Here is a 24599-nt window from a genome sequence, read left to right as displayed (position 1 = left end):
GGGCCCTGGGTAGTGCCCCGCGACCCTTCCCGCGCAAGGGGCACGTATTCGTGACATACGACCCTCACGGACGACACCTGCGTCCCGGGTCCCTCTTCGGTCCCGGCCCGCTCCTGGGGGCTGCCGCCCCCAGACCCCCGCTTCGGCCTGGACGGCCTCGTCCTCAATCGCCGGACGGGCTGAAAGACATGCGCCCGCGCCGGAGCCGTCGGCACGCCCCCGGAACCTTCCAGCCCGGGCCGGCAGCCTCAGCCCGTCCGGTGATTGAGGACGGGCCCTTCGGGCGAAGCGGGGGTCCAGGGGGCGGCAGCCCCCTGGTCGGGGCACGCACCTCAGACCGCGCGGGCCACCAGAGCCGTCGCCACCGCCATCAAACCCTCGTCGCGGCCCGGGAACCCCAGCCCGTCCGTGGTGGCCCCGGACACCGACACCGGCGCCCCCACCGCCTCGGACAGCACCTTCTGCGCCTCGTCCCGCCGCTTCCCGATCTTGGGCCGGGGCCCGACGACCTGGACGGCGACGTTGCCGATGACGAAACCGGCCGCCCGCACGATCCGCGCGGCCTCGGTCAGCAGCGTCACCCCGGACGCACCGGACCACTCGGGCCGCCCGGTGCCGAAGTGCGCGCCGAGGTCGCCGAGCCCGGCCGCGGAGAAGAGGGCGTTGCAGGCGGCGTGCGCGACGACGTCCGCGTCGGAGTGCCCGGCGAGACCGGTCCCCTCCCCCTCCCACAGCAGCCCGGCGCACCACAGCTCCCGGCCGTCCTCGAAGGCGTGGATGTCGGTACCGACACCGACCTGCGGCAGCGCCGGCACACCGGGGGCCGACGGTGTCCCGACGGCAGCCGGCCCGGAGACCTCAGAACCCATCGTTCGCCCTCCTGCGCGCGAGGACCGCCTCCGCGAGGACGAGGTCCAGGGGGCGCGTCACCTTGAACGCCTCCTCGTGCCCCGGCACCACCACGACCCGCTCCCCGAGCCGCTCGACCATGCTCGCGTCGTCGGTGACGTCGTCGGTGACGGTGTCGTGGGCCCGTACGAGGGTGGCCCGGTCGAAGCCCTGCGGCGTCTGCACGGCCCGCAGCCGCGCCCGCTCGGGCGTACCGACGACGGGCTCCGGCGTCCCCGGCACGCTCGCCGGCTCGACCTGCTTGACGGTGTCCGCGAGCGGCAGCGCCGGTACGACGGCGGGCGCGCCGTCCCGTACCGCCTCGATGACCGCGTCCACCGTGTCCACCGGCACCAGCGGCCGGGCCGCGTCGTGCACGAGGACGATGTCGATCCCGGGCGGCAGCGCGTCGAGGCCGTACTTCACGGACTCCTGGCGGCTGTCCCCGCCGGCGACGACCAGGAAGTCGGTGCGCTCGGGCAGCGCGTGCGCGTCGAGCAGGGTCTTGACCTCGGCCGTCCCGTCGGGCGGCGCCACGACGACGACCAGCGAGACGGCACGCGAGGCGGCCATGGCCCGCACCGCGTGGATGAGCATGGGCGTGCCGTTCAGCGCCCGGAGCGCCTTGGGGGCGCCCGGACCGAGGCGCACGCCCCGGCCGGCGGCCGGAATCACGGCCGCGACGGGGGTCCCGGACGGCGAAGGGCGCGAATCGTCAGACATCGGTTCCTGTCAGGTTTGTGTACTCGGCCTGCTTGGGTATGGCCCTGGCGTGCCTCCCGCTCGCGGAGCGTGGGGGAGTGCCCGGCGCGACGTCCTGACCGGACCCTTCCGTGACATCCGGTCGAGTCGGCCGCCCGGGCCCGGCACATCAAGTATCGGGGCATCGAGTCTCGGGGCGGGGACACCGGGGAGACCCGGGTTCCCGAAGAGATGCGGGTACGAACATGCCGCAGCGCCCGGCGACAGCAATTCCCATTGCGTCATCGGGCACCGCGGCATTTCATTGCACAGCTGCGCGGCCTTGTGCTTACGTCAGAACGACTACCGTCCGAACGACAGAAGAACCAGCCCACCGTCCGAACGACCACCGTCTAGGCGCTGTATGCGTCAGGACGCGAGAACCTCGTCGAGCAGAGCCTCGGCCTTGTCCTCGTTCGTGTTCTCCGCGAGGGCGAGCTCGCTCACCAGGATCTGCCGGGCCTTGGCAAGCATCCGCTTCTCACCGGCGGAGAGTCCGCGCTCGCGCTCACGACGCCACAGGTCACGTACGACTTCCGCGACCTTGATGACATCGCCGGAGGCGAGCTTCTCCAGATTTGCCTTGTAACGACGCGACCAGTTCGTGGGCTCCTCGGCGTACGGCGCGCGCAGCACCTCGAAGACCCGGTCCAGCCCGTCCTGACCGACCACATCACGCACGCCGACGAACTCCGCATTGTCCGCTGGCACACGTACCGTCAGGTCGCCCTGGGCGACCTTCAGCACCAAGTAGGTCTTGTCCACGCCTTTGATCTGGCGAGTTTCGATGGCCTCGATCAGCGCGGCCCCGTGATGGGGATAGACCACGGTGTCGCCAACCTTGAACGTCATGTGACAGGTACCCCTTCCGTGGCTATCCAGGGTAACACGGAAACTGCGTCTTCTGAATGGCGTTTTCGCAGGTCAGGGCATATCTCGGGGCTTGACAACCGCGACAGGAACGTGCTGCGAGGGGCGAGCGGAAGAGGGTATTCGCAGGTGGGAGCGGCTGTCCAGGGCAAGCGAAACGCGTACGGTACACACACCTGTACCCCCTGACCAGGGTCTGAACATCCCGTTTTGTCCTGCTCCAGGAGCTCGACTTCCGCTACTCCGTTCGGTTCCCGGAGTCGGGTACGAGACGAATCCGGAATTGATCACGCCCGCCACCGAACTGTCGATGATCAATTTTCCGGTCCACCACGGATTCCCTACCGGAAAAACCCAAGCGGATCTCCTGGCTACTTATGTGAATGGCGGACGAGCCGATGCCCAAAGGAGCCGTCGAGGCGGCTTCCGACGGCGCACGGGGCGGCGTGCGCGGACGGCGCGACGGGGCTCGAGGGGGCGAAGGGGCGGGTCGGGTGCGGTGGCGCGGGAACGGCTCGGTAACCTAAGGCCGCTGACAGACCCTTAGGGCGGCTTTACACAGAAGTCGCCCTGCTTCGCCCACGTTCAAGGAGTTGCCGCCGCCGTGAGCAGCAGCCTTCGACGCGGCGCCCTCGCCGCCGCCGCCATTGCGTTCTCGATCGCCTCGCTCGCCGCGTGCGCTGCCGGCAACGACGCACAGACGCTGGAGGTCAAGCCGGACAACGCGGCGACCAGCGTCGGCGACATCAAGATCCAGAACGCCCTCGTCATCACCCAGCCCGACACGACGTCCACGGGCCCGGCGGTGATCTCCGCGACCCTGTTCAACAACGGCCGCACCGCACAGACCCTGGACTCGGTCAGCGTCGCCGGTGACGGCACCGCCCAGCTCACGCCCGCCGCGGGCAAGGGCAAGCTGACCATCCCGGCCGGCGGTTCCGTCATCCTCGGTGGCAAGGGCAACGCCTCCGCGGCCCTGTCCTCCCCCGGGACGGCCGTCAAGGACGGCAACGCGCAGAAGATCACCTTCACCTTCAGCAAGACCGGTGCCGTGAGCCTGCGCGCCTTCGTCGTCCCGGCCGCGAGCTACTTCAGCAAGTGGGGTCCGAGCGACATCCCGGCGGCGCCCGGCGCGACGGCGACCGGCTCCGCGACCGCGTCGCCGGATGCGTCCACCTCGCCGTCCGACTCCGCCTCCGGCGCGCCGTCGGACTCGGCGTCGTCCGGCGCGGACGACGCCGGGACGGCCACCGCGACGGCCACGGAGTCCGCTTCCGGCCAGTGACCGGCGTCCCGGCGCACACCGCCGGGACGATCACCGTAGAAGCCCGTACGACGCCGAAGGGCGGTACCCCCGATGGGGTACCGCCCTTCGGCGTCGTCGTGCCGCCACACGCGCGGCGGCCGCTGCGAGCCGGCCCGCGGAGCCTCGGTTTCCCGGGCGTCCGTTCGCCGGCGGGCCGGTCTACGGCTCGAACTTGTAGCCGAGCCCGCGTACCGTCACCAGGTACCGCGGCGCACCCGGGTCCGGCTCGATCTTCGCGCGCAGGCGCTTGACGTGGACGTCGAGGGTCTTGGTGTCGCCCACGTAGTCGGCGCCCCACACCCGGTCGATGAGCTGCATACGGGTCAGCACGCGGCCCGCGTTGCGCAGCAGCATCTCCAGCAGGTCGAACTCCTTCAGCGGGAGGTCGACCTTGGAGCCGGAGACGGTGACCACGTGGCGGTCGACGTCCATCCGGACCGGACCGGCCTCCAGGGCGGCCGGGGTGACCTCCTCCGGCTCGCCGCGGCGGCGCAGGACGGCCCGGATACGGGCGACCAGCTCACGGGAGGAGAAGGGCTTCGTGACGTAGTCGTCGGCTCCTATTTCCAGCCCGACAACCTTGTCGATCTCACTGTCCTTGGCGGTGACCATGATCACCGGAACGTTGGAGCGGCCGCGCAGCTGACGGCACACCTCCGTGCCGGGCAGCCCCGGCAGCATCAGGTCGAGGAGGACGAGGTCGGCGCCGTTGCGCTCGAACTCGTCGAGTCCGTCGGGCCCGGTGGTCGCGATGGCGACCTCGAAGCCCTCCTTGCGGAGCATGTACGACAGGGCGTCGGAGAAGGACTCCTCGTCCTCGACGACGAGCACTCGGGTCACGGAAGGACCTCCGGGGCAGGAAGCGGTTCATACGGGGATGAGACGGTGGTCGTCCCGTCGGGCTGCTCGGTCTCGTCGTCTTCGTCGAGTCCGGGCATGTGGTGATCGGTCACGCGGTCGCGGGCCGCACCCGCCTCCGGCAGCCGCAGGGTGAACGTGGAGCCCTGACCCTCGGAGCTCCACACCGTGACCTCCCCGCCGTGCGAGGCGGCCACGTGCTTGACGATCGCGAGGCCCAGGCCGGTACCGCCGGTCTGGCGGGAACGGGCCGGGTCGACGCGGTAGAAGCGCTCGAACACGCGCTCCCGGTCCTTCTCGGAGATGCCGATGCCCTGATCGGTCACGGCGATCTCGATGAGGTCTCCGCCGGGCGCGGTCACCCGGCGCGCGGCTATGCCCACCCGGGTACGGGCGGGCGAGTAGTTGACGGCGTTCTCGACGAGGTTGCCCAGGGCCGCGGCCAGCTGGCCGCGGTTTCCCCAGATGCTCAGCTCGGCGGTCCCGCCGGCGGCCATGGTGATCTGCTTGGTGCCGGCCTGGTGGCGGCACCGGTCGATGGCCTCGGCGACGAGTTCGCCGACCCGCACGGGCTCGGCGTCCTCCAGGGGGTCGTCGTTCTGCACCCTCGACAGGTCGATGAGCTCCTGCACGAGATTGGTGAGCCGGGTGGCCTCGATCTGCATGCGCCCGGCGAAGCGCTCCACGGCCTCCGGGTCGTCCGAGGCGTCCATCACGGCCTCGGAGAGCAGCGAGAGCGCGCCGACCGGCGTCTTCAGCTCGTGGCTCACGTTGGCGACGAAGTCACGCCGTACGGCCTCGATGCGCCGCGCCTCGGTGAGGTCCTCGACCAGCAGCAGGACGAGCCGGGAGCCGAGCGGCGCGACGCGCGCGGAGACGGCCAGTGCCTCGCCGCGGCCCGTCCCCCTTCTCGGCAGATCCAGTTCGACCTGGCGTATCTCGCCGTCCCGGCGGGTGTCACGCGCCATCTGCAGCATCGGCTCGACGGCGAGCTTGCCGCCGCGGACCAGCCCGAGGGCGTACGCGGCGGAGCTGGCCTTGACGACGGCGTCGGCCTCGTCGAGTACGACGGCGGAGGAGCGGAGCACGGAGAGAACCGTGTCGACACCTGGCGGAAGCACCGGGTCCGTGTGAAGAGAGGTGCGGGTGGGGCGTTTCTGGTCGCGCTCGCTCCAGCGGAACGCCAGCATGGCGATGACACCGGTAAGCACTCCGGCGATCGCTGCCGCTGCGGCGACCGCCGCGTTCACGTCCATGCCCCCAGGTTAGGCATGTCGTCGCGCCAGGCCACAGCCATCCGAGTGCGACCTCGAACACTCGTCGCCCAGAGTTCACCCAGGAGCCAGTGGTGGTTCATTTGGGATGCCGGAAACGGACGCGTACGAGCCGGAACGTGGGAGCGTGGGGTTCACGGGGCCCGTCCGGCGGTCATTAGATGCCTCTGGGTGCCCGGCCCCCAGGCCCCCAAAGGTGACGTAGGAGAGGGACAACACGATGCGTGACGCGTACCACGAGGAACTTGACTCGATCGGCGAGGGTCTGGTCGAGATGGCCCGGCTCGTCGGGTCGGCGATCGGACGCGCCACGACGGCCATCCTCGACGCCGACCTGAAGCTCGCGGAGAGCGTGATCGCGGCCGACCAGAAGGTCGACGATCTCCAGCACGAGCTGGAGGCCCGCGCGATAGCCCTGCTGGCCCGCCAGCAGCCGGTGGCGACGGACCTGCGCATCGTGGTCACGTCCCTGCGGATGTCGGCGGACCTGGAGCGCGCCGGCGACCTGGCGCAGCACGTCGCGAAGCTGGCCCGGCTGCGCTTCCCCGAGCGCGCGGTCCCGCACGACCTGCACGCCACGATCCTGGAGATGGGCCAGCTCGCCCAGCGCCTGATGGCCAAGGCGGCCGAGGTCGTCATCACCAAGGACGTCGACCTCGCGCTCCAGCTGGAGCAGGACGACGACGACATGGACCTCCTGCACCGCACCCTCTTCCAGCACCTTCTCGACGACCGCTGGAAGCACGGCATCGAGACGGCCGTGGACGTGACCCTGCTCGGCCGCTACTACGAGCGCTTCGCCGACCACGCGGTGTCCGTGGCCAAGCGCGTGGTGTACCTGGTGACGGGCGAGCACGCGGACGAGCTCCAGGCGGACATCCACCCCGTCACGGGGGCGGAAGGCGTCTGAGACCGGGGCGGGGAGGCCGGGACCCGGGCGGCAGGGACCGCGACCGGGGCGGCAGGGACCGGGACCGGGGCGGGAAAAGACCTGCTTCTGGGCTCCGGGGGCGCTCGCGAGCCTCAGTGCGCCGTTGATGCGCCCAGGGGAGCGGGCATGGAATAGGCGTAGGCACCCATGCCTCGATGCCTCGCCGAGGCCTCATTGAGGGAGGACCCCATGGCCGAATCCCCCGCCACCGACCCGACCCTGGACCGGGACACCGAACAGCCCGCCGACATCAAAAGCCTCCCCCTGTTCGGCGCCTGCGGCTGCGGCTCCGGCTGCGGGTGCGGCTGCCAGTCCGGCAACCCCTGCCAGTGCGGCTGACCGGACACCCGGGCCCACCAGGGCACACGGATCCAGAGGGGCCCCGTCGTCACGGCGGGGCCCCTCCTCCGTGGACGGACCTCGCGACCGCGGGTACGGACCTCACGACCGGAGGAAGTGCGCCGAGCGCCGGGTCGTACCGAACAGTAAAATAAGGCGCGAAAGGCACATCTCCGCAACAAATGGGAGACGTTCCATGCGCAAGCTTCGTCCACGCAGTCCGAGCGCGACCGCGGGTCTGGCCGCCGTCCTCCTCATCACCGCCCCCACGGCGTCGGCCGCCTGGTCGGCCACCCCGTCAGCCTCCGACACGGGCCGGAGAATCCACCAGCACACGGAGATCATCCAGCTGGACGCCAGACAGACCCGTTCCGAGAACCTCGATGTGGGCAAGAAGGGGCTCAGTCCGGGAGACGAGATCCTCATCGCCGAGGACCTGTACCGCGACGGCAAGAAGATCGGTGACCACACCGTCGTCTGCACGTACGTCCAGACCAAGCCGGGCGAACTCCAGTGCCTCGGCACCTTCGCCCTGCCCCAGGGGCAGATCACCTCGCAGGCCCTGCTGCACCTGCCCGCCGCCCCCTCGGTCGACATCGCCATCACCGGCGGGACGGGCGACTACCGCTCGGCCCGGGGCTTCGTGCACACCGTCCCGGCGGGCACGCACACCGTCCCGGCGGCCGTGACGGAACGACGGCTCACCTTCCACATCCTCGTGGACGACCAGCAGGAGGGCTAGCGACCATGACCGACGCGCCCGGCGCCCCAGGCCCCGACCGCCCGTACGACCTCGTCGGCCGGACGGTCGTGGTGATCGGCGGCAGCGCGGGCATCGGGCTGGAAACCGCCCGCCGGGTCCGCGCGGACGGCGGTCAGGTGATCCTGGTGGGGCGCGACCCCGAGCGGCTGCGGCAGGCGGCGCGCACACTCGAGCCGCTCGACACGGCGGCGTTCGACGCCGGTGACACCGAGCGGCTGAAGCGGTTCTTCGAGGACCTTCCCGGACCGGTCGACCATGTGATGGTCACCGCCGGCGGCCCCTTCTACATGCCCTTGGCGGACATGGACCCCGTCGTCGCCGGCGCCCACATCGGCGAGCGGCTCGCCATGACACTGGCGGTCGGCCTCTACAGCCGCGCCAAGGTCCGGGCCGGAGGCACCCTGTTGTTCGTCGGCGGCACCGGCGGCCGACGCCCCGGCATCGGCATGTCCGTCGCCTCCGCACTCACCGCCGCACTGCCCGCCCTCATCGCCAATCTGGCACTGGAACTGGCGCCGGTCAGGGTGAACCTCATCGCCGCCGGGTTCGTCGACACGCCCCTGTCGGCCGCACTTCTCGACGATCAACTGGAGTCCCGCCGCGAGGAGTTGCGTGCCACGCTGCCCATCCGACGGGTCGTCGGGCCGGCCGACGTGGCCGCCCTGGCCGTACACATCATGGGCAATGACGCGCTGACCGGCGGCACGTACGACATCGACGGCGGGCAGCAACTCGTAGCGCACTGACGGGATCGCGCACGGACGAGATCGGTGGCGCGCTCACGGTTGGCGTACCCGGTTGGCGTACCCACGACGCCCCTCCGCACGTCCGCGGGCCCGTGTGCTCAGATCAGCCCGCTCAGATCAGGCCCGGCCGCCCGGCCAGTTGGGGATACAAAGCCCCCGGGCCCTCGGCGAGCGCCGCCTGGACCTGCCTGCTGGCGTCGTCCGCGAGCACCTCGTGCAGTCCGGCCTCGACACCGTCGAGCGCCGCACGCGCCACCGCGACCGGATCGGCCTTCGGAGCCGTCACGCTCGCGGCCATGTCCGTCGCCATGTAACTGACGTGCAGGGCGGTGACCTGCGTGCCCTGTTCCGCGAGAGCCAACCGCAAGGAGTTGGTCACCGACCACTCGGCGGCCTTGGCGGCGGCGTAACCGGCGCTGGCCGGGATCGACAGCCAGGACAGTACGGACAGCACGTTGACGAGCGCGCCGCCCCCGTTGCGTCCGAGGGCGGGGGCAAAGGCCCTGCACATGGCGAGGGTGCCGAGAACGTGCGTCTCGAACTCGGCGCGGAACGAGTCCAGTCCGGCCGTGAGCACGTCGGCCCGGGTCGTCGAACCGGCGTTGTTGACGAGCAGCGTCACGTCCTGGGCCAGGTCTGCCGCCGCACGCACGGATTCCGGGTCGGTGATGTCCACGGCGACCGGAACCACCCCGGGCACCGTGACCTTCCCGGGGTCGCGCGCTCCCGCGTAGACCTTGGCCGCTCCGGCGGCGACCAGCTCCCGCGCGAAGTGCTCACCGAGCCCGCGGTTCGCACCGGTGACGAAGGCGATCGACTCCTGGATCTTCATGGGGGCACCTCACGGCATGGGTTGCAGGGCCGAACCGGCGCCACGACCAGGCACGACCGCGCGACGCCACCCCTTCTTCGAACGTATACCGCCCCCTGCACGGTCACCACCCGAACCGCACCCGGTCCGAACCCGAACCCGGCCCCGAACCCGAAGGGCTCGGGTGAGTAGATGTACTCATGACGCGTGCCGCGACGCGGGGGAGGATCGGGGGTATGACGGTGATCAGGACGACGGGGGTCCGGTTCGGGATGGTGCCGATGGTGGTACCGGCCGTGCTGGCGGTGCTGACGGTGGGGTGCGGAACGCAGCGGGCCGGGGACGAGGCCGGTGCGGCCGGGGTGGCCGGACCATCACGGGCGGCGGTGACGCCGAGCGCGCCGGTGGACTTCCCGTGCCCCGGCGAGAGCCCGAAGCCGACGCCGACGCCGACCCCGAGCACCTCGGGGCCGGCCACGCCGCCCACCGACCACTACGCCGAGAACCACGGCTTCATGGTGCCCTTTCCGCTGCACGGCCAGGAGCGGTGCGAGGGGCTCGCGGCCATCGCACGGATCAAGGGCGCGCTGGAACCTCTGCGTGAGCGAGGCGACTTCGCGCCGGACAGCACCCTTGGCGCGCTCACCGGCCTCGGCTACCCCGCCTCGAAGGTGCGGACGTACCAGGACGGTCCCACCGGGGTCGGCTTCCTCATCGACACCTACCCGCTGTGCGTCGAGGGCGGGATGAACCGCGTCTCCACCCAGGCGGACGCCTTCGGCGGCTACCCCGACCACTCCGCCTGCGACCGCCCCTCCGGCGGCCACTGACCCCGGCCACCGACCCCGGCCACCGACCCCGGTCACCGCTACGGACGACCGGCGAGCACGGCACCGGAGCCGGACGCGCAGCGCGGAGGGAGCCTGACCGTACCGGGCTTGTGCGCGAACGTGTCCATCACGAGCCACTCGTCCAGCTGGGGATCGTAGAGATTCTGGACGCCGAACTGCAGCACCTGCCAGAACGTACCCGGATCCTTCTGATCGACGTAGATGTCGCCCAGCGCGAGGGGGAACCGCAGGTAGTTCCCCGGAGGGCGCTCCGGCAGGACGACACCGACCCGCCAGTGGTTCACGTACCGGTTCGGGTTCCGCTGGAGGATCTCCCGCCCGACGAACCGTGCGCCTCGGAATGCCTGGTTCAACTGGTCGAGGTCGAAGCCGGGGATCCGTGAGCACGGATGTTCGGTCAGGCCGGGCCACTTGTAGGTCAGCGTGTAGAGCGTGCCGTGGTGGATCAGGTTGGTGAACCAGATCGGGTACTGCGGGCCGCCCGCGATCATCTGGCTGTCGCCGTCCCTCCCCTCCCAGGTGAACGGGACCGTGATGCCCAGGTCCCGGACGACCCACTTGCCCTTCCCGCGAAAGTCTCGAGGGAGCCGAGGGGGACGCGGCGTGGGCGGGCCGGGCCGTTTCGCCGCCACCGTCGCGAAGGACCGCGCGGCCCCGGTCCGCGTTCCGGCGTGGGCCGGCGACAGCATCGTCGAGACGATGGCGATCGCTCCGACGAGAGCCGCCGACGCTGCCGCCCGACGTGTGCGTGTCCAGCCCATGGTCTCCCTCTACCTCTTCTGTCGCGTCAGGTGCCGTCGTGGCGCGGGTTCGAACCCAGAGATGCCACCTGGTCGCGCTCTGCGGGGCAAGAGCGCACCAGGTGGGACATTCCCTATCAGATGACGGCAGGGTTGACGCTGAGGCGAGCCGTAGGCCGTGCCCCTGCTTTCGCTCATTCCTCTTTACGGCGGGCGGCCGGGGCACGAGCTTCCTCTTCACGACGGGCGGCCGGGGCGCGAGCGACGTACGCGGCATTCCCGTGAACGCGGTGGAAGAGCCGGTTCCGGCGGCGGGGGCCGGGGGCAGGCGGCCGGCAAAAGACGACGGCCGGCAAAAGACAAAGGCAAGGAGATCTCTCTCCCTGCCACTCTCAACGTATAGCGCACCGGGGGGCTTGCGGCAAGACCCGGGTGGTAGCGCAAAATCGTCGGCCGAGGCCACAACCTGCGGAAACGGGGCACGACGTGCGTGTGTTGTCGACATATGGGGGACGCGGTGACGTGGAACCGGTGACACGAGGTTCGACGGAGTGGGAGCCGCCGGTGATCCGATCGGCCGGTGCGGTGCAAGGGGACACGACTGCCTCGGGGGTGTCGCGGTGATCGAGCAGTACGTGTGGGACCTTCAAGAGGCCGACGAGACCCGGGGCGCGGTCGTCGGCGGCAAGGGTGCGCACCTGGGCGGCCTGACACGGATCGAAGGCATCCGCGTGCCGGCCGGCTTCTGCGTGACGACCGACGCCTTCCGGCGGATCATGGCGGAAGCGCCGTCGATCGACGATCGGCTCGATCAGCTGTCGCGCCTGAACCCGGACGACCGGGAGGCGATCCGCACGCTCAGCGCGGAGATCCGCGGGACCGTCGAAGCGATCGCCGTCCCGGGCGATCTCGCGGCGGCGATCACCCGCGCGCTCGCCCGGCTCGGTGAACAGGCCGCCTGCGCCGTCCGATCCAGCGCGACGGCGGAGGACCTGCCGACGGCCTCCTTCGCCGGCCAGCAGGACACGTACCTGAACGTCGTGGGGCCCGCGGCGATCCTCCGGCACGTCAGCCGGTGCTGGGCCTCGCTGTTCACCGAGCGGGCGGTGACCTACCGCCTGCGGAACGGCATCGACCACCGTACGGTCCACATGGCCGTGGTCGTGCAGCGGATGGTCTTCCCGCACGCCGCCGGCGTCCTGTTCACGGCCGACCCCGTCACGGGCGACCGGAAGGTCGCCACCGTGGACGCGGGCTTCGGCCTCGGCGAGGCCCTGGTCTCCGGCCTGGTGAACCCGGACGTCTTCAAGGTGCGGCACGACGAAGTCGTCGCCAGGGCGATCGCCGTCAAGCAGCGTGCCGTTCACGCCCTGCCGACCGGCGGTACGCGCGAGGTGGCGATCGACGCGCGGCGGCAGGAGCAGCCGGCGCTGACGGATGCGCAGGTCATACGGCTCGTGCGGCTCGGGCGACGGATCGAAGCGCGCTTCGGCCGCCCGCAGGACATCGAATGGTGCCTGGACGACGCCGGCTTCCAGATCGTTCAGAGCCGGCCGATCACGACGCTGTTCCCGGTCCCCGAGACCGGCGACCAGGAGAATCACGTCTACGTCTCCGTCGGTCACGGGCAGATGATGACCGACCCCATGAAGCCCCTGGGGCTCTCCATGTGGCAACTGACGGCCATGGTGCCCATGCACGAGGCCGGCGGGAGGCTGTTCGTCGACGTCACGCGGCGCCTGTCCTCGCCCGCGAGCCGCGCCGGCCTCCTGGAGGTCCTGGGGAGGGGCGATCCGCTGGTCAGGGACGCGCTGGAGACCGTTCTCGACCGCGCCGACTTCGTCCCGTCGCTTCCGGACGCGGGTCCCGGCCGGCCGCCGGTCGGCGGCACGTCCGCCCCGGGCGAGCCCGATCCGGCCATCGTCACCGAGCTGATCGAGCGCAGCCGGACGTCCGTCGCCGCCCTGGAGCGCGACATCCGGACGAAGACCGGACCGGCGCTGTTCGACTTCCTGCGGGGAGCGTTCGAGGAGCACAAGCGAGTCCTCGGAGATCCGCTGAACCTTCAGGCGATCATGGCGGGGATGGAGGCCACGTGGTGGCTCAACGACAAGCTGCAGGAGTGGCTGGGCGAGAAGAACGCGGCTGACACGCTCACGCTGTCCGCTCCCGGCAACATCACGTCGGAGATGGGACTGGCGCTGCTCGACGTCGCGGACGTGATCCGCCCGCGGCCGGAGGTGGTGGCGTTCCTGGAGGGCGTCGAGGACGAGGGTTTCCTGGACGAGCTGGCGAAGCTCGCGGGCGGCGCCGAAGCGCGTGACGCCGTGGAGGCCTACCTCGACCGGTACGGCATGCGCTGCGTCGGCGAGATCGACATCACGAGGCCGCGTTGGCGCGAGCGCCCCACCACGCTCGTGCCCGTGATCCTCGACAACGTCAGGAACTTCGAGCCGGGCGCCGCCGAACGGCGCTTCGAGCAAGGGCGGCAGAAGGCGCTGAAGAAGGAACAGGACGTGCTGTCGCGCTTGCGGGCCCTGCCGGACGGGGAACGGAAAGCCGAGGAGGCCAAGCGGATGATCGACCGGGTCCGCACCTTCATCGGGTACCGGGAGTACCCCAAGTACGGCATCGTCAGCCGCTACTTCGTCTACAAGCAGGCCCTGATGGAGGAGGCCGAGCGCCTCGTGCAGGCCGACGTGCTTGCCGAGAAGGAGGACATCTTCTACCTCACGTTCCAGGAACTCCACGACGTCGTGCGCTCGAACGAGGTGGACGACCAGCTCATCCAGCGGCGCAAGGACGCGTTCCGGTCGTACCACGCGCTCACCCCGCCGCGGGTGCTCACGTCGGACGGCGAGGCCGTCACCGGGGCGTACCGTCGCGACGACGTGCCGGACGGCGCCCTGATCGGCCTGCCGGTCTCCGCCGGGACCGTCGAGGGGAGGGCCCGCGTCATCCTCGACATGGCGGAGGCCGATCTCGAGGCGGGCGACATCCTGGTCACGACCTTCACGGACCCCAGCTGGTCACCGCTGTTCGTCGGAGTCGCGGGCCTGGTGACGGAGGTGGGCGGCCTGATGACCCACGGCGCGGTGATCGCCCGGGAGTACGGCTTGCCTGCTGTCGTGGGCGTGGAGCGGGCCACCCGGCTGATCCGGGACGGGCAGCGGATCCGCGTCCACGGAACCGCCGGGTACGTCGAGATCCTGCCTTCCATGTGAGCGTTCTGATTGCCGTTCATGTCGACGCACCCGTCCTCGCCGTGGGAAGAACCCGCTGATCCGTACGGGGAGCCCCGGGATCAGCAGTACGAACTCCCGTACGGCCAGCAGTACCCGGGTCCGCACGGGCAGCAGTACCCGGGTCCGCACGGGCAGCCGTGCCCGAGTCCCGAGCAGCCCCTGTACGGCCAACCCGAGGGCCAGCCGTACGACATGGGGCAGCCGTACCCGAGTTCGCGCCGTGCGCGGTGAGCGATTGGTCGATGAACTCGCACAGTGCTCGCGCTCGTCGGTCGACGTGAGCAGTTTCTCGGGGGGAACGGTCCCGCCATTCACGCGCACTCAGGGTCCAGGGTGCCGGCGGCAAGCTCTTCGGCATCTTTGGCTGTGCAGTTGCGCCAGTTCGTCGTAGGTCTCTCAGCCGGGGAGCGGACCGTACAGCGCGAATGCTTCTCGAGGAGCAGGGTCAATGGCCCTCTGCTCACTGGAGACCGGCGGACGGTGCCTGGATCAACGACGGTGCGCGGTTCAGAGGTGGTTGCCCCACTTGGTCGGTATAACCGTCACCCAGGCCGTCCATCACACCCCGCAAGTCCCCCGCTTGCCCCCCCGAGTGCCGCGAACCAGGGGCGGAACCTCTGGGCTCCACCCCCCTTCTCGTCATCTCCTGGCTTTACAATCCGCGCCTGATGTCGGCGCACGGTCGGTGCGCCGAGAAGGAGGGGGTTGTATGACACGTCAGAGGTTCAGGGGGAGATGGAGAGCCGTAGCCGTGGTCGTCGCGCTGGGGACCACGGCCCTGGGGCCGGTCACCCCTGCGGTGGCCGTGCACGGCGCGGTGCCGGGTGACTTCAACGGGGACGGGTACCGGGACGCGGTTCTGCCCGCACCGGGCGCGAACGTGGCCGGCAAGGACGGGGCCGGTGCCGTCGTCGTGCTGTACGGGTCGAAGTCGGGACTGTCGGCCAGCAGGCGGCAGACCATCACGCAGAACAGTGCGGGCGTGCCGGACTCGGCCGAGGCGGGCGACGGGTTCGGGGCGGCCACTGCCACGGCCGACATCAACCGCGACGGCTTTGCCGACCTGGTGGTCGCCGCCCCCTACGAGGACACGTCCAAGGGCAACGACTCGGGCGCGGTCGTGGCGCTGTGGGGCAGCAAGAACGGGTTGACGAGCGCCACCGACCTGCCGAATCCCGCCAGACCCCACGACGGGGCGAGAGAGTACGGGCGCGACGTCGCAGTGTTCGCCGGCGGCCCCGGAGCCAAGACGCAGGTCGCGGTCGCCGGTACCGACGGTTCCGTCTACTTCACCGGGCCGTTCAGCCGTACCGGCACCTACGGGTCCAGGGAGTACAACCGGGACACACCCTCCGTCGCGAGCGTCGCGCTCGGCGACTTCAACCACGACGGTGCCCCCGACCCGGTTGCCATCACCGTCCGTCTGGCCGGCCTCAGCGGCGGCGAGGTCTACGGGGGCCCTGGGATGATGTACGACGACTACATGACCCAGGGCAACGGCCTCATCGCCGCCACCGGGGACATCAACGGCGACTCGTACGCCGACCTGGTGGTCGGCGACCCCGACGAGCCCGCCAAGGACGGCGTGGACGGGGCGCACGGCGGGCGGGTCCTGGTCTGGTACGGGGCGAAGCGGGGCATCCCCTTCGACACCAAGCCGGTGCAGCTGACCCAGAACACTGCCGGAGTGCCCGGCACGAGTGACAAGGGCGACGACTTCGGCGGCGCACTCGCCGTGGCCGACCTCAACCGGGACGGACTCGCCGACATCGTGGTCGGGACCCCGTACGAGGGCAAGTCCCACGCGGGGCAGGTCACCATCATTCCGGGCCGCCGCTCCGGTGCGCTCGGCGCCGGATCGTACTCCTTCACCCAGGACACGGCCGACGTCCCGGACACCTCGGAATCCGACGATGCGTTCGGCACGACGGTCGCCGTCGGAGACGTGAACGGGGACGGCAGGCCCGAGCTGTTCGTCAGCGCGGCATTCGAGAACATGGGCCCGGGTGCTGTCTGGGTCTTCCCCGGCACTACCACCGGCCCGACGGCACGGGGCTGCCACGAGTTCACCCCGTCCTCCGTCGGCCTCAGCGGCCGCAGTCCCAGTTATCTGGGCGGCGCGGGCCTGCTCTGGATGATCTGACGCACTGCGCGTGATGGAGGTCGTCCAGGTCGTGTGTCGGCCGAAGAGGCTGAGCCTCTGGTACAGCAAGGTTCTGGTGAACGGGCTCCCGCCGTGATCCTCACCGGCGTGTCCGAGGAAGCCGCGGCGGCGGCCGTCTCGGCCCTCCGCGACGCGGGAGCCCGGGCGGAGACGAGAGAAACAGCCGGAGCCGGACTCCTGAAGCGCTGAGTACGGCCCGGTCAGCCGACTAACGGGCCCAGAGACGGCCCCAGCACAGCAACAAGCCCCCTACCGGCGGAGAACCCGCAGATAGGGGGCTTGATCAGTCCGCCCTACTTCTTCTTGCCCTGGTTCTTGACCGCCTCGATCGCCGCCGCGGCAGCATCCGCGTCGAGGTACGTGCCGCCGGGGTTGAGGGGCTTGAAGTCGGCGTCCAGCTCGTACGTGAGGGGAATGCCGGTCGGGATGTTCAGGCCCGCGATGTCGGCGTCGGAGATGCCGTCGAGGTGCTTGACGAGGGCGCGCAGCGAGTTGCCGTGGGCCGCGACCAGGACCGTGCGGCCGGTCAGCAGGTCGGGGACGATGCCGTCGAACCAGTACGGCAGCATGCGCACGACGACGTCCTTGAGGCACTCCGTCTGCGGGCGCAGCTCCGGCGGGAGCGTCGCGTAGCGCGGGTCGTCGAACTGGGAGTACTCGGCGTCGCGGGCGAGCGGCGGCGGCGGGGTGTCGTACGAACGGCGCCACAGCATGAACTGCTCCTCGCCGAACTCGGCGAGGGTCTGGGCCTTGTCCTTGCCCTGGAGCGCACCGTAGTGCCGCTCGTTCAGGCGCCAGGAACGGTGGACCGGGATCCAGTGGCGGTCCGCGGCCTCCAGCGCGAGCTGGGCGGTGCGGATCGCGCGCTTCTGGAGCGAGGTGTGGACCACGTCGGGCAGCAGGCCGGCGTCCTTGAGCAGCTCACCGCCGCGGACTGCCTCCTTCTCGCCCTTCTCGTTGAGGTTGACGTCCACCCAACCGGTGAACAGGTTCTTCGCGTTCCATTCGCTCTCGCCGTGGCGGAGGAGGATCAGCTTGTACGGTGCGTCGGCCATGCGGTCGAGCGTAATGGAACCGGTTGACGCGCCGCTCCCCCGGTCGGCAGACGGACACCGACGCTCGGGCGAACGTCGGCCGGTTGACGGCATCTGTTAATCGAGTGGCCCTCCCGAACCGGATTCTCGTAAGTTGTGCCCACCGCCCGAGCCGCTTACGCGCCTGCCTGACCTGGGGTCCGCCATGCCACTAGCCGTGATGAGACGTGCCGTCCGAGAGACCGTGTCAGGGCTCCCCCGTGAGTTCTGGTGGCTGTGGACCAGCACCCTGATCAACCGGCTCGGGGCCTTCGTCGCCACCTTCATGGCGCTGTACCTGACGCTCGACCGCGGCTACTCCGCCTCGTACGCGGGCCTGGTGGCGTCCCTGCACGGCCTCGGCGGCGTCGTCTCCTCGCTCGGCGCGGGGGTGATGACCGACCGGCTCGGGCGGCGGCCCACCCTGCTCATCGCGCAGACCTCGACGGCGGCCTCCGTCGCGCTGCTCGGCTTCATGCACGACCCGGTGAGCATCGCCGCCGTCGCCTTCCTCGTCGGCATGGCCAGTAACGCCTCCCGGCCGGCCGTGCAGGCGATGATGGCCGACATCGTGCGGCCCGAGGACCGGGTCCGGGCGTTCTCCCTCAACTACTGGGCGATCAACCTCGGGTTCGCGGTCTCCTCGATGGCCGCCGGGTTCATCGCCGAGTTCAGCTACCTCGCGGGCTTCCTCATCGAGGCCGGCATGACACTGGTCTGCGCGCTGGTCGTGTTCGCGAAGCTGCCGGAGTCCCGGCCGGTGCGGACCGCCAAGGAGACGGCGGACGAGGCCGGCCTCGGGACCGTGCTGCGCGACCGGCGCTTCATGAGCGTCGTCGGGCTGTCCTTCCTGGTCAGCCTCGTCTTCCAGCAGGGGTCCGTGGGGCTCCCGGTGGCGATGGGCGAAGCAGGGTTCACCCCGGCCGACTACGGCCTGGCGATCGCCGGGAACGGTGTCCTCATCGTCGCCCTGCAGATCCCGGTCACCCGCTTCATCCAGCACCGGGATCCACGGCGGCTGCTCGTGGTCTCGTCGCTCCTCGCCGGGTACGGCTTCGGGCTCACCGCCTTCGCCGGATCGGTCGGCGTCTTCGCGCTCACCGTGTGCGTGTGGACCCTGGCGGAGATCGTCAACGCGCCGACGCAGACGGGGCTGGTCATCCGGCTCTCCCCCACACATGGCCGCGGTCGGTACCAGGGCATGTACACCATGTCCTGGTCGCTCGCCGCGCTCATCGCGCCCCTGATGTCCGGCGTCGTCATCGACCGGCTCGGCGCGGAGTGGCTGTGGGGGCTGTGCGCGGTGGTGGGCACGGCCGCGGGGCTCGGGTACGGGATGCTGATGAGCCGTCTCCCGGCGGAGGAGCCCGCGGCCCAGGTGCCCGCGGCGGAGTCGCCCGTGGTGAAGGTGTCCGTGGTGGAGGCGCCCTCGGTGGAGGCCGGACCGGCGGTGGAAGAGATCCTCTTGGAGGCGGAGGCGGCGGCAGGACCGCCGCCGCAGGTGATGCCACCGACGCCCGCAGGTCCGACAGCGGTGACAGGTCCCCCGCCGACGGCGAAGTCCCGCGCCGGGACGGTGTGAACCGGACGGGACGCACCGGCCCGGCAGGCCCCTCCCCCCTCCCGAGGACCTCCCATCCCGACATCCCGAGGACCTGTCCCCCATCCCGACATCCCGAGGACCTGTCCCGCATCCCCAGGACACGTCCCCCATCCCGAGGGCGTGGCAACCCGCCCGGCCGCCCGCCCGGCCGCCTCAGGGATGCATCCGGGCTCCCTTGAACACCTTGTCCACCCCGTTCCGCGGCCCGTACACTGCGAGCCCCACCAGATCCAGTTCCGCGGTCGGCACGGCCCGTACGGCGGCCCGGTTGTCCCGGTCGTTGCCGGTGGCGAACAGGTCGGACGTGAAGACCGCCCGCGGCAGCGCCCGGACCAGCGCGCGTCCGTGCGCCGCGGTCAGCGTCTCCTTGCCGCCCTCGAAGATCATGACCGGCTGGCGGAACATGGGCAGGTACGGGACGCCGTCCGCGTCGGCATAGGGCTCGCCGACCACCTCGGGGACGGTCGCCCCGAGGCCGCTGACCAGGAAGGCGGTCACGTTGAGCCGCTGCCAGGGCTCCAGCTCGTCCCTCAGCAGCACGGCGATCTTGGTGTCGAAACGGATGGGCTCGTTGTCCGGTGTGCTCATGCCTCGAGACTGCCGACCGCCGTACGCCGTCGTCTTGTACGTTGTTTGCATGGCGGCCCAGCGGGAGATCTCCGCATGGCGCCCGCGGATCCCGGGCGTCGTGGAGGTCTTCCACGCCCACTACACCGAGTACGCGTACCCGATGCACGTCCACGAGGCGTGGACGCTGCTGATCGTCGACGACGGTGCTGTGCGCTACGACCTCGACCGGCACGAGCACGGCACCCCGCACGACACGGTCTCGCTGCTGCCGCCGCACGTCCCCCACAACGGTTCGCCGGTCACCGAGGACGGATTCCGCAAACGGGTCCTCTACCTCGACCTGAGCCGGCTCGACGAGAGTCTCATCGGCCCCGCGGTGGACGGTCCCGACCTGCGCGACCCTCTGCTGCGCCAACGCGTCGGGCAGCTGCACACCGCTCTCGCGCACCCCGGTGACGAGCTGGAGGCCGAGAGCAGGCTGACGCTGGTGGCCGAACGGTTGCGCGGCCATCTGCGGCCGCGCCACGTCGAGGAGACGCGTCCCGACGCCACGCTCGCCGACCGGCTGCGCGAGCTGCTGGACGCGCGGCTCGTCGACGGGGTCTCCCTCGACGAGGCCGCCCGGCTCCTGCACGCCCATCCCGCCCATCTCGTACGGGCGTTCAGCGGTGCCTTCGGGATCGCGCCGCACCAGTACCTGATGTCGCGGCGCGTCGACCGCGCGCGCCGGCTGCTCCTGGACGGCGGCAGACCGGCCGAGGTGGCCACCACGACCGGTTTCTACGACCAGTCCCACCTCACCCGCCAGTTCAAGCGGCTGGTCGGTGTCGCCCCGGGGCGCTTCCGCGGCGGCGCACGGCGGTAGCCATCCGCCTCAGAGGTCGCGCTGTGCCTCGTACAGGTTCCGCGGCCGTACGACGTCCGTCGTCCCGTACAGCTCCAGACGGGAGTGCAGGTCGCCGGTGAAGTCGGGTACGTCGATCTGGTCGAACTCCGTGCAGGTGTTGACGCCGACCGTGGCGCTGTAGGGCGCAAGGCCGTCGATCTTGACGAGGCCTGCGCGGTTGTTGGTGTCGCGGATGTTCCAGTGGGTGAAGCGGGCGCCGAAGAGGGGCCCGGCGGAGGCGTCGCCGCCGTGGCGGCCGTTGTTGTCGACGGTGATGTCGGTGCGGACGTTGGCGAAGGGCATCCCGCGGTGGGAGTCGAAGGTGCCCATCCGCATGTCGCCGCGCGACCAGACGTTGTGGGAGGAGAGCCCCTCCACGTTGATGCCGTGGAGCTGGGTGTCCGCCGGGGCCGGGACCGTGCGCTGCTCGATGGTGAAGTCCTCGACGAGGTTGTCGTGCGAACCCTCGCGGCAGAAGTAGGGATGGTGCGAGCCGCGGCCGGCCACGCGGGTGCGGCGCAGGGTGCAGGCGGAGGCGGCCACGAGTCCGAAGCCGTTGTCCACATGGCGTACGACGACGTCGTCCGCCCAGCAGTCGTACGCGCACTGGAAGACGACCCCGTTGTAGCCCTTGTCCAGGAGGTGCGGGGACTGCGGGGTCTCGACGACCTCCAGGGTGAGGCCCTCGACGCCCGAGCCCGTCAGCGGCTCCACGAGGGTGGTCAGGCGCGGGTCCCACTCGGGGCGTATGTCGAGCGGGAGGGGACGTTCCAGGGTGACCTTCGTGCCCCGCACGCGGCTGACGCGCACGGGCCACTCGTAGGGGACGTAGCTGGTCAGTTTGGTCTTGTCGTCCCAGTAGTAGGCCTCGGGGCCGGGGCCGCCGCCCGCCATGTGCTCCAGAAGGGTGTGGCCGGCGTCGTCGGCGAGGCGGAGCAGGACGAGCCGGCCCGCCTTCAGCCGGTGCGGATCGGTGACCGTCACCGTCCATGAACCACGGGTGGCGGGTGCCACCGTCGTCAGCGTCTCCCACTCGTCGCGACGGTTGCCGGTCCAGCCCTCGAAGGGCCAGGCCTTCGCCCGGACGGCGGCGACCAGGGAATCCCAACGGGCCGTGGGAGCCAGCCAGATGAGGCCGCCCGCCCAGGACCAGGAGGACTTGTCGCCGCCGTAGCGGGAGCCGTAGACGCCGATCAGCTCGGTGAGGTTCCTGGTCGCGTACAGCTTCGTACGGTCGCTGCCGGCGCCGCGCAGGACGACGTTCGAGTGGCCGACGCGGATCAGGTCGTCGACGCGGAAGGTGCCGGGCGGGATGAGAACCGTGCCACCGCCGGCCCTGCCGGCAGCAGCGATGGCACGGTTGATCGCGGGGGCGCAGTCCGTCACGCCGTCGTCCGCCACGGCGCCGAAGTCGCGTACGTCGGCCACGACGGGGTGACGGGGCAAACCCGCCGTCCCGCCCCGGAAACCGGCCCGGCCCACGTAGGGGATCTGCGGGTGGGTGAAGGGGGAGCGGGTGAACTCCCGCCAGAGTCCGGGCACTCGGCCGTGCGCCCCGTGCCGCGCGGCTTCCGTGCCCGTCGCCCCGGCGGTCGTGCCCGCCGCCCCGGCTTGCGTGACCGGCGGACCGGCGACGGCCGCGGCACGACCCGACGCGGCCTCCGCCGGCCCGCCGGTCACGGCGGCGGCCGCCACGGCCACGGCGCTGCCGAGCAGGCCCCGCCTGCTGATGCCCACGTGCTCCTCGCTCATGACCGCCCGCCTTCGCTCGCATCCATGGATGTGAATGACGTTCAGATCTGCGTCGGCGGTGAGCATGCCACTGCGAAGGCCCGCTCGGAAGGGGGCGTGCGGCAGTTAGTTGGACTGGACCATGAGTCAGTTGGTCGGGCGCTGAGTCAGATGGGTGAACGCATCCAGATTGCGCGTCGACTCCCCACGGGAGACCCGCCAGGCGTACTCCTTGCGGATCGCGGAGGCGAAACCGAGCTCCAGGAGAGTGTTGAAAGACCCGTCGGCGGCCTCCAGGACCGAACCGAGCAGCCGGTCGATCTCGTCCGGCGTGACCGCGGCGAGCGGCAGCTTGCCGACCAGGTACACGTCCCCCAGGGGGTCGACCGCGTAACTCACGCCGTAGAGCTTGAGATTGCGCTCCAGGAGCCAGCGGTGGACGCCTTCCGCGTTCTCGTCGGGATGGCGGACCACGAAGGCGTTCAGCGACAGGGAGTGCTTGCCGACGATCAGCGAGACGGTCGTCGAGAGCTTGCGGGTGCCGGGCAGTTTCACGACGTACGAGCCCGTCGCTGGGCTCTCCCACTCCAGCTCGGCCTCGGTGAGGGTCTGCTCGACGATCGACGCTGCGTCAGCCATGGGGCGAGCGTACGTCAGCCGACGGACAGCGGGGGTGTCAGCCCTGGTGGCCGCGGACCTTGCGGCGGTGGGTCTGTGTCGCCGCCGCGTACACGTCCGCCGTGGCCGCCGCCGCGGTGTCCCAGCCGAAGCGCTGCGCGTGCCGGGCGGCGGCCTCGCCCATCCGGGCCGGGAGCGTCCGGTCGTCGGCGAAATCGCGCAGCACGCGCGCGTAGGCGGCGGGATCGTGCCCGGGGACGAGGAAACCGGTCTCCCGGTCGCACACGGCGACGGGCAGTCCGCCGACCGCGGCCGCCAGCACCGGCGTGCCGGCCGCCTGCGCCTCGATGGCCACCAGACCGAAGGACTCGCTGTACGAGGGCATGACCAGCACCGACGCGGCCCGGAACCAGTCCGCGAGCTGCTCCTGGTCGACGGGCGGCCTGAAGCACACGACATCGGCGATACCGAGCCGGGCGGCGAGCTTCTGCAGGCCCTCGGGCTTGGCGAGTCCGCTGCCGCTGGGACCGCCCACCACGGGGACGACGATGTTGCGGCGCAGCTCGGGACGCTCGTCGAGCAGGACGGCGACCGCGCGCAGCAGCACGTCGGGGGCCTTCAGAGGCTGTATGCGGCCCGCGAAGAGCGGGATCAGGGCGTCCTGCGGGAGCCCGAGGCGGGCGCGGGCCGCGGCACGGCCGTCGGCCGGACAGAAGCGGTCGAGGTTCACCCCGGGGTGGACGACGGCGACCTTGCCGGACTCGGCCTCGTAGTGGCGTACGAGTTCCCCGGCCTCTTCCGCGGTGTTGGCGATGAGGCGGTCGGCGGCGCGCACGATCTGGGTCTCGCCGATGACGCGGGCGGCCGGCTCGGGGCTGTCGCCCTCGGCGAGCGCGGCGTTCTTGACCTTGGCCATGGTGTGCATCGCGTGCACCAGGGGCGCACCCCAGCGCTCGGCGGCGAGCCATCCGACGTGGCCGGAGAGCCAGTAGTGGGAGTGCACCAGGTCGTAGTAGCCGGGGCGGTGCCCGGCCCAGGCCTGCATGACGCCGTGCGTGAAGGCGCACAGCTGGGCGGGCAGGTCCTCCTTGGCGAGGCCTTCGTAGGGGCCCGCGTCGACGTGCCGGACGAGGACTCCGGGGGCCAGCTCGACGGTCGGCGGGAGGGCGGCCGTCGTGGACCGCGTGAAGATCTCGACCTCGATGTTGATCGCGGCGAGGCGCTGGGCGAGCTCCACGATGTAGACGTTCATGCCGCCCGCGTCGCCCGTGCCGGGCTGGTGCAGCGGGGAGGTGTGCACGGAGAGCATCGCGACGCGACGGGGCCTTCGGTTCAGCCTGAGCCGCGACGGCGTCGCCGGAGAGCGCCGCCCGAGCCTGCTGACGTACTGGCTCACGTGGCGTTCCTCCTCGCTGCGGGCATGCCGGTCGAAGGGCACGGCGCACCCTCCAATCCTGGGGAACGCCGGAGCAGGCCGCTCCATTTCCCTTTTGCCGAATCATTACCAGATGTCGATCAACCGTTCGATAGCGAGTTGCGTACGCGGTCTTTGTCCACAGGGCCGGCGGGCGGGACGGAGGTTGTCCACAGG

The 24599-nt window shown here is 70.8% G+C and carries 23 protein-coding genes; 11 read left to right on the top strand and 12 right to left on the bottom strand.

The features are described 5' to 3' along the window. Nucleotides 1-332 precede the first annotated feature (332 nt). The 3 genes from ispF to OG199_RS23155 all read right to left on the bottom strand — a co-directional run bounded on the left by ispF (nucleotide 333) and on the right by OG199_RS23155 (nucleotide 2481). Nucleotides 333-869, bottom strand: a complete 537-nt coding sequence (gene ispF / locus OG199_RS23165) for a 2-C-methyl-D-erythritol 2,4-cyclodiphosphate synthase (RefSeq protein ID WP_401800233.1) — start codon at nucleotides 867-869, stop codon at nucleotides 333-335. Next, nucleotides 859-1611 (bottom strand): 2-C-methyl-D-erythritol 4-phosphate cytidylyltransferase, encoded by a 753-nt coding sequence (gene ispD / locus OG199_RS23160; protein WP_356804414.1) that lies wholly within the window; start codon nucleotides 1609-1611, stop codon nucleotides 859-861. The genes ispF and ispD overlap by 11 nt, the downstream gene beginning before the upstream one ends. Nucleotides 1612-1998: 387 nt before the next feature. After that, entirely contained in the window at nucleotides 1999-2481 is a 483-nt protein-coding gene (locus OG199_RS23155) for a CarD family transcriptional regulator (protein WP_003953493.1), read from the bottom strand. A gap of 622 nt (nucleotides 2482-3103) precedes the next feature. Here OG199_RS23155 and OG199_RS23150 point away from each other — a divergent pair. Continuing rightward, nucleotides 3104-3784 carry a DUF461 domain-containing protein gene (locus OG199_RS23150; RefSeq protein WP_405831067.1) on the top strand — a complete coding sequence of 227 codons (681 nt, stop codon included), beginning with the start codon at nucleotides 3104-3106 and terminating at the stop codon, nucleotides 3782-3784. A 180-nt stretch (nucleotides 3785-3964) separates the two neighbouring features. Here OG199_RS23150 and OG199_RS23145 read toward each other — a convergent pair whose 3' ends face one another. Continuing rightward, nucleotides 3965-4645, bottom strand: a complete 681-nt coding sequence (locus OG199_RS23145; protein WP_009340348.1) for a response regulator transcription factor — start codon at nucleotides 4643-4645, stop codon at nucleotides 3965-3967. Further along, complete coding sequence (locus OG199_RS23140) at nucleotides 4642-5919, bottom strand: ATP-binding protein (RefSeq protein WP_356367497.1); 1278 nt, start codon at nucleotides 5917-5919, stop codon at nucleotides 4642-4644. Before OG199_RS23140 ends, OG199_RS23145 begins: the two co-directional genes overlap by 4 nt. A 238-nt stretch (nucleotides 5920-6157) precedes the next feature. Between OG199_RS23140 and phoU the strand changes: the two genes are divergently transcribed. From phoU to OG199_RS23120, 4 genes are all read left to right on the top strand, one after another. Further along, nucleotides 6158-6847, top strand: a complete 690-nt coding sequence (gene phoU, locus OG199_RS23135) for a phosphate signaling complex protein PhoU (protein WP_351717296.1) — start codon at nucleotides 6158-6160, stop codon at nucleotides 6845-6847. Between the two features lie 210 nt (nucleotides 6848-7057). Continuing rightward, complete coding sequence (locus OG199_RS23130; protein ID WP_266699996.1) at nucleotides 7058-7207, top strand: hypothetical protein; 150 nt, start codon at nucleotides 7058-7060, stop codon at nucleotides 7205-7207. 196 nt (nucleotides 7208-7403) lie between these two features. Then, nucleotides 7404-7949, top strand: a complete 546-nt coding sequence (locus OG199_RS23125; RefSeq protein WP_401800227.1) for an allene oxide cyclase barrel-like domain-containing protein — start codon at nucleotides 7404-7406, stop codon at nucleotides 7947-7949. A gap of 5 nt (nucleotides 7950-7954) precedes the next feature. Further along, on the top strand, nucleotides 7955-8716 hold the full coding sequence (locus OG199_RS23120) for an SDR family oxidoreductase (protein WP_405831064.1): 762 nt from the start codon (nucleotides 7955-7957) through the stop codon (nucleotides 8714-8716). 112 nt (nucleotides 8717-8828) lie between these two features. Here the strand turns inward: OG199_RS23120 and OG199_RS23115 are convergent, their stop codons facing one another. Next, the gene (locus tag OG199_RS23115) at nucleotides 8829-9548 is read right to left on the bottom strand and encodes an SDR family oxidoreductase (protein ID WP_356804408.1); all 720 of its coding nucleotides are present in this window, start codon (nucleotides 9546-9548) and stop codon (nucleotides 8829-8831) included. A 215-nt stretch (nucleotides 9549-9763) separates the two neighbouring features. On the opposite strand from OG199_RS23115, the gene OG199_RS23110 reads away from it, so the two are divergent. After that, a complete protein-coding gene (locus tag OG199_RS23110; RefSeq protein ID WP_405831062.1) occupies nucleotides 9764-10357 on the top strand; it encodes a hypothetical protein in 594 nt (197 codons plus the stop codon). A 38-nt stretch (nucleotides 10358-10395) separates the two neighbouring features. On the opposite strand, the gene OG199_RS23105 is transcribed toward OG199_RS23110, so the two are convergent. Beyond that, entirely contained in the window at nucleotides 10396-11139 is a 744-nt protein-coding gene (locus tag OG199_RS23105; RefSeq protein ID WP_356804405.1) for a hypothetical protein, read from the bottom strand. Between the two features lie 599 nt (nucleotides 11140-11738). Between OG199_RS23105 and rph the strand changes: the two genes are divergently transcribed. The 3 genes from rph to OG199_RS23090 all read left to right on the top strand — a co-directional run bounded on the left by rph (nucleotide 11739) and on the right by OG199_RS23090 (nucleotide 16506). Further along, a complete protein-coding gene (gene rph / locus OG199_RS23100) occupies nucleotides 11739-14342 on the top strand; it encodes a rifamycin-inactivating phosphotransferase (RefSeq protein WP_405831060.1) in 2604 nt (867 codons plus the stop codon). 18 nt (nucleotides 14343-14360) lie between these two features. Beyond that, the gene (locus tag OG199_RS23095) at nucleotides 14361-14594 is read left to right on the top strand and encodes a hypothetical protein (protein WP_405831059.1); all 234 of its coding nucleotides are present in this window, start codon (nucleotides 14361-14363) and stop codon (nucleotides 14592-14594) included. A gap of 478 nt (nucleotides 14595-15072) precedes the next feature. Next, a complete protein-coding gene (locus OG199_RS23090) occupies nucleotides 15073-16506 on the top strand; it encodes a VCBS repeat-containing protein (RefSeq protein WP_405831057.1) in 1434 nt (477 codons plus the stop codon). Nucleotides 16507-16820: 314 nt separating this feature from the next. Here OG199_RS23090 and OG199_RS23085 read toward each other — a convergent pair whose 3' ends face one another. Next, nucleotides 16821-17582, bottom strand: coding sequence for a phosphoglyceromutase (locus OG199_RS23085; protein WP_168528774.1), 762 nt, complete (start codon nucleotides 17580-17582; stop codon nucleotides 16821-16823). Between the two features lie 184 nt (nucleotides 17583-17766). Between OG199_RS23085 and OG199_RS23080 the strand changes: the two genes are divergently transcribed. Further along, entirely contained in the window at nucleotides 17767-19182 is a 1416-nt protein-coding gene (locus OG199_RS23080) for an MDR family MFS transporter (RefSeq protein ID WP_405831055.1), read from the top strand. A 174-nt stretch (nucleotides 19183-19356) separates the two neighbouring features. On the opposite strand, the gene OG199_RS23075 is transcribed toward OG199_RS23080, so the two are convergent. Beyond that, a complete protein-coding gene (locus OG199_RS23075) occupies nucleotides 19357-19842 on the bottom strand; it encodes a DUF2000 family protein (RefSeq protein WP_405831054.1) in 486 nt (161 codons plus the stop codon). Between OG199_RS23075 and OG199_RS23070 the strand changes: the two genes are divergently transcribed. Beyond that, the gene (locus tag OG199_RS23070; RefSeq protein ID WP_405831052.1) at nucleotides 19841-20638 is read left to right on the top strand and encodes an AraC family transcriptional regulator; all 798 of its coding nucleotides are present in this window, start codon (nucleotides 19841-19843) and stop codon (nucleotides 20636-20638) included. The two genes, OG199_RS23075 and OG199_RS23070, sit on opposite strands and share 2 nt — an antisense overlap. Nucleotides 20639-20647: 9 nt before the next feature. On the opposite strand, the gene OG199_RS23065 is transcribed toward OG199_RS23070, so the two are convergent. The 3 genes from OG199_RS23065 to mshA all read right to left on the bottom strand — a co-directional run bounded on the left by OG199_RS23065 (nucleotide 20648) and on the right by mshA (nucleotide 24404). Beyond that, on the bottom strand, nucleotides 20648-22411 hold the full coding sequence (locus OG199_RS23065; RefSeq protein ID WP_405831050.1) for a glycosyl hydrolase family 28-related protein: 1764 nt from the start codon (nucleotides 22409-22411) through the stop codon (nucleotides 20648-20650). A gap of 126 nt (nucleotides 22412-22537) precedes the next feature. Continuing rightward, nucleotides 22538-23029, bottom strand: coding sequence for a YbjN domain-containing protein (locus OG199_RS23060; RefSeq protein WP_401800204.1), 492 nt, complete (start codon nucleotides 23027-23029; stop codon nucleotides 22538-22540). A 37-nt stretch (nucleotides 23030-23066) separates the two neighbouring features. Then, nucleotides 23067-24404 carry a D-inositol-3-phosphate glycosyltransferase gene (gene mshA, locus OG199_RS23055; protein ID WP_356807549.1) on the bottom strand — a complete coding sequence of 446 codons (1338 nt, stop codon included), beginning with the start codon at nucleotides 24402-24404 and terminating at the stop codon, nucleotides 23067-23069. Nucleotides 24405-24599 lie beyond the last annotated feature (195 nt).

The organism is Streptomyces sp. NBC_01176 (assembly GCF_045039825.1).
Lineage (GTDB): Bacteria > Actinomycetota > Actinomycetes > Streptomycetales > Streptomycetaceae > Streptomyces.
Note: the sequence above shows the minus strand (reverse complement) of the source record. Positions and strands in the feature narration are given on the sequence as shown.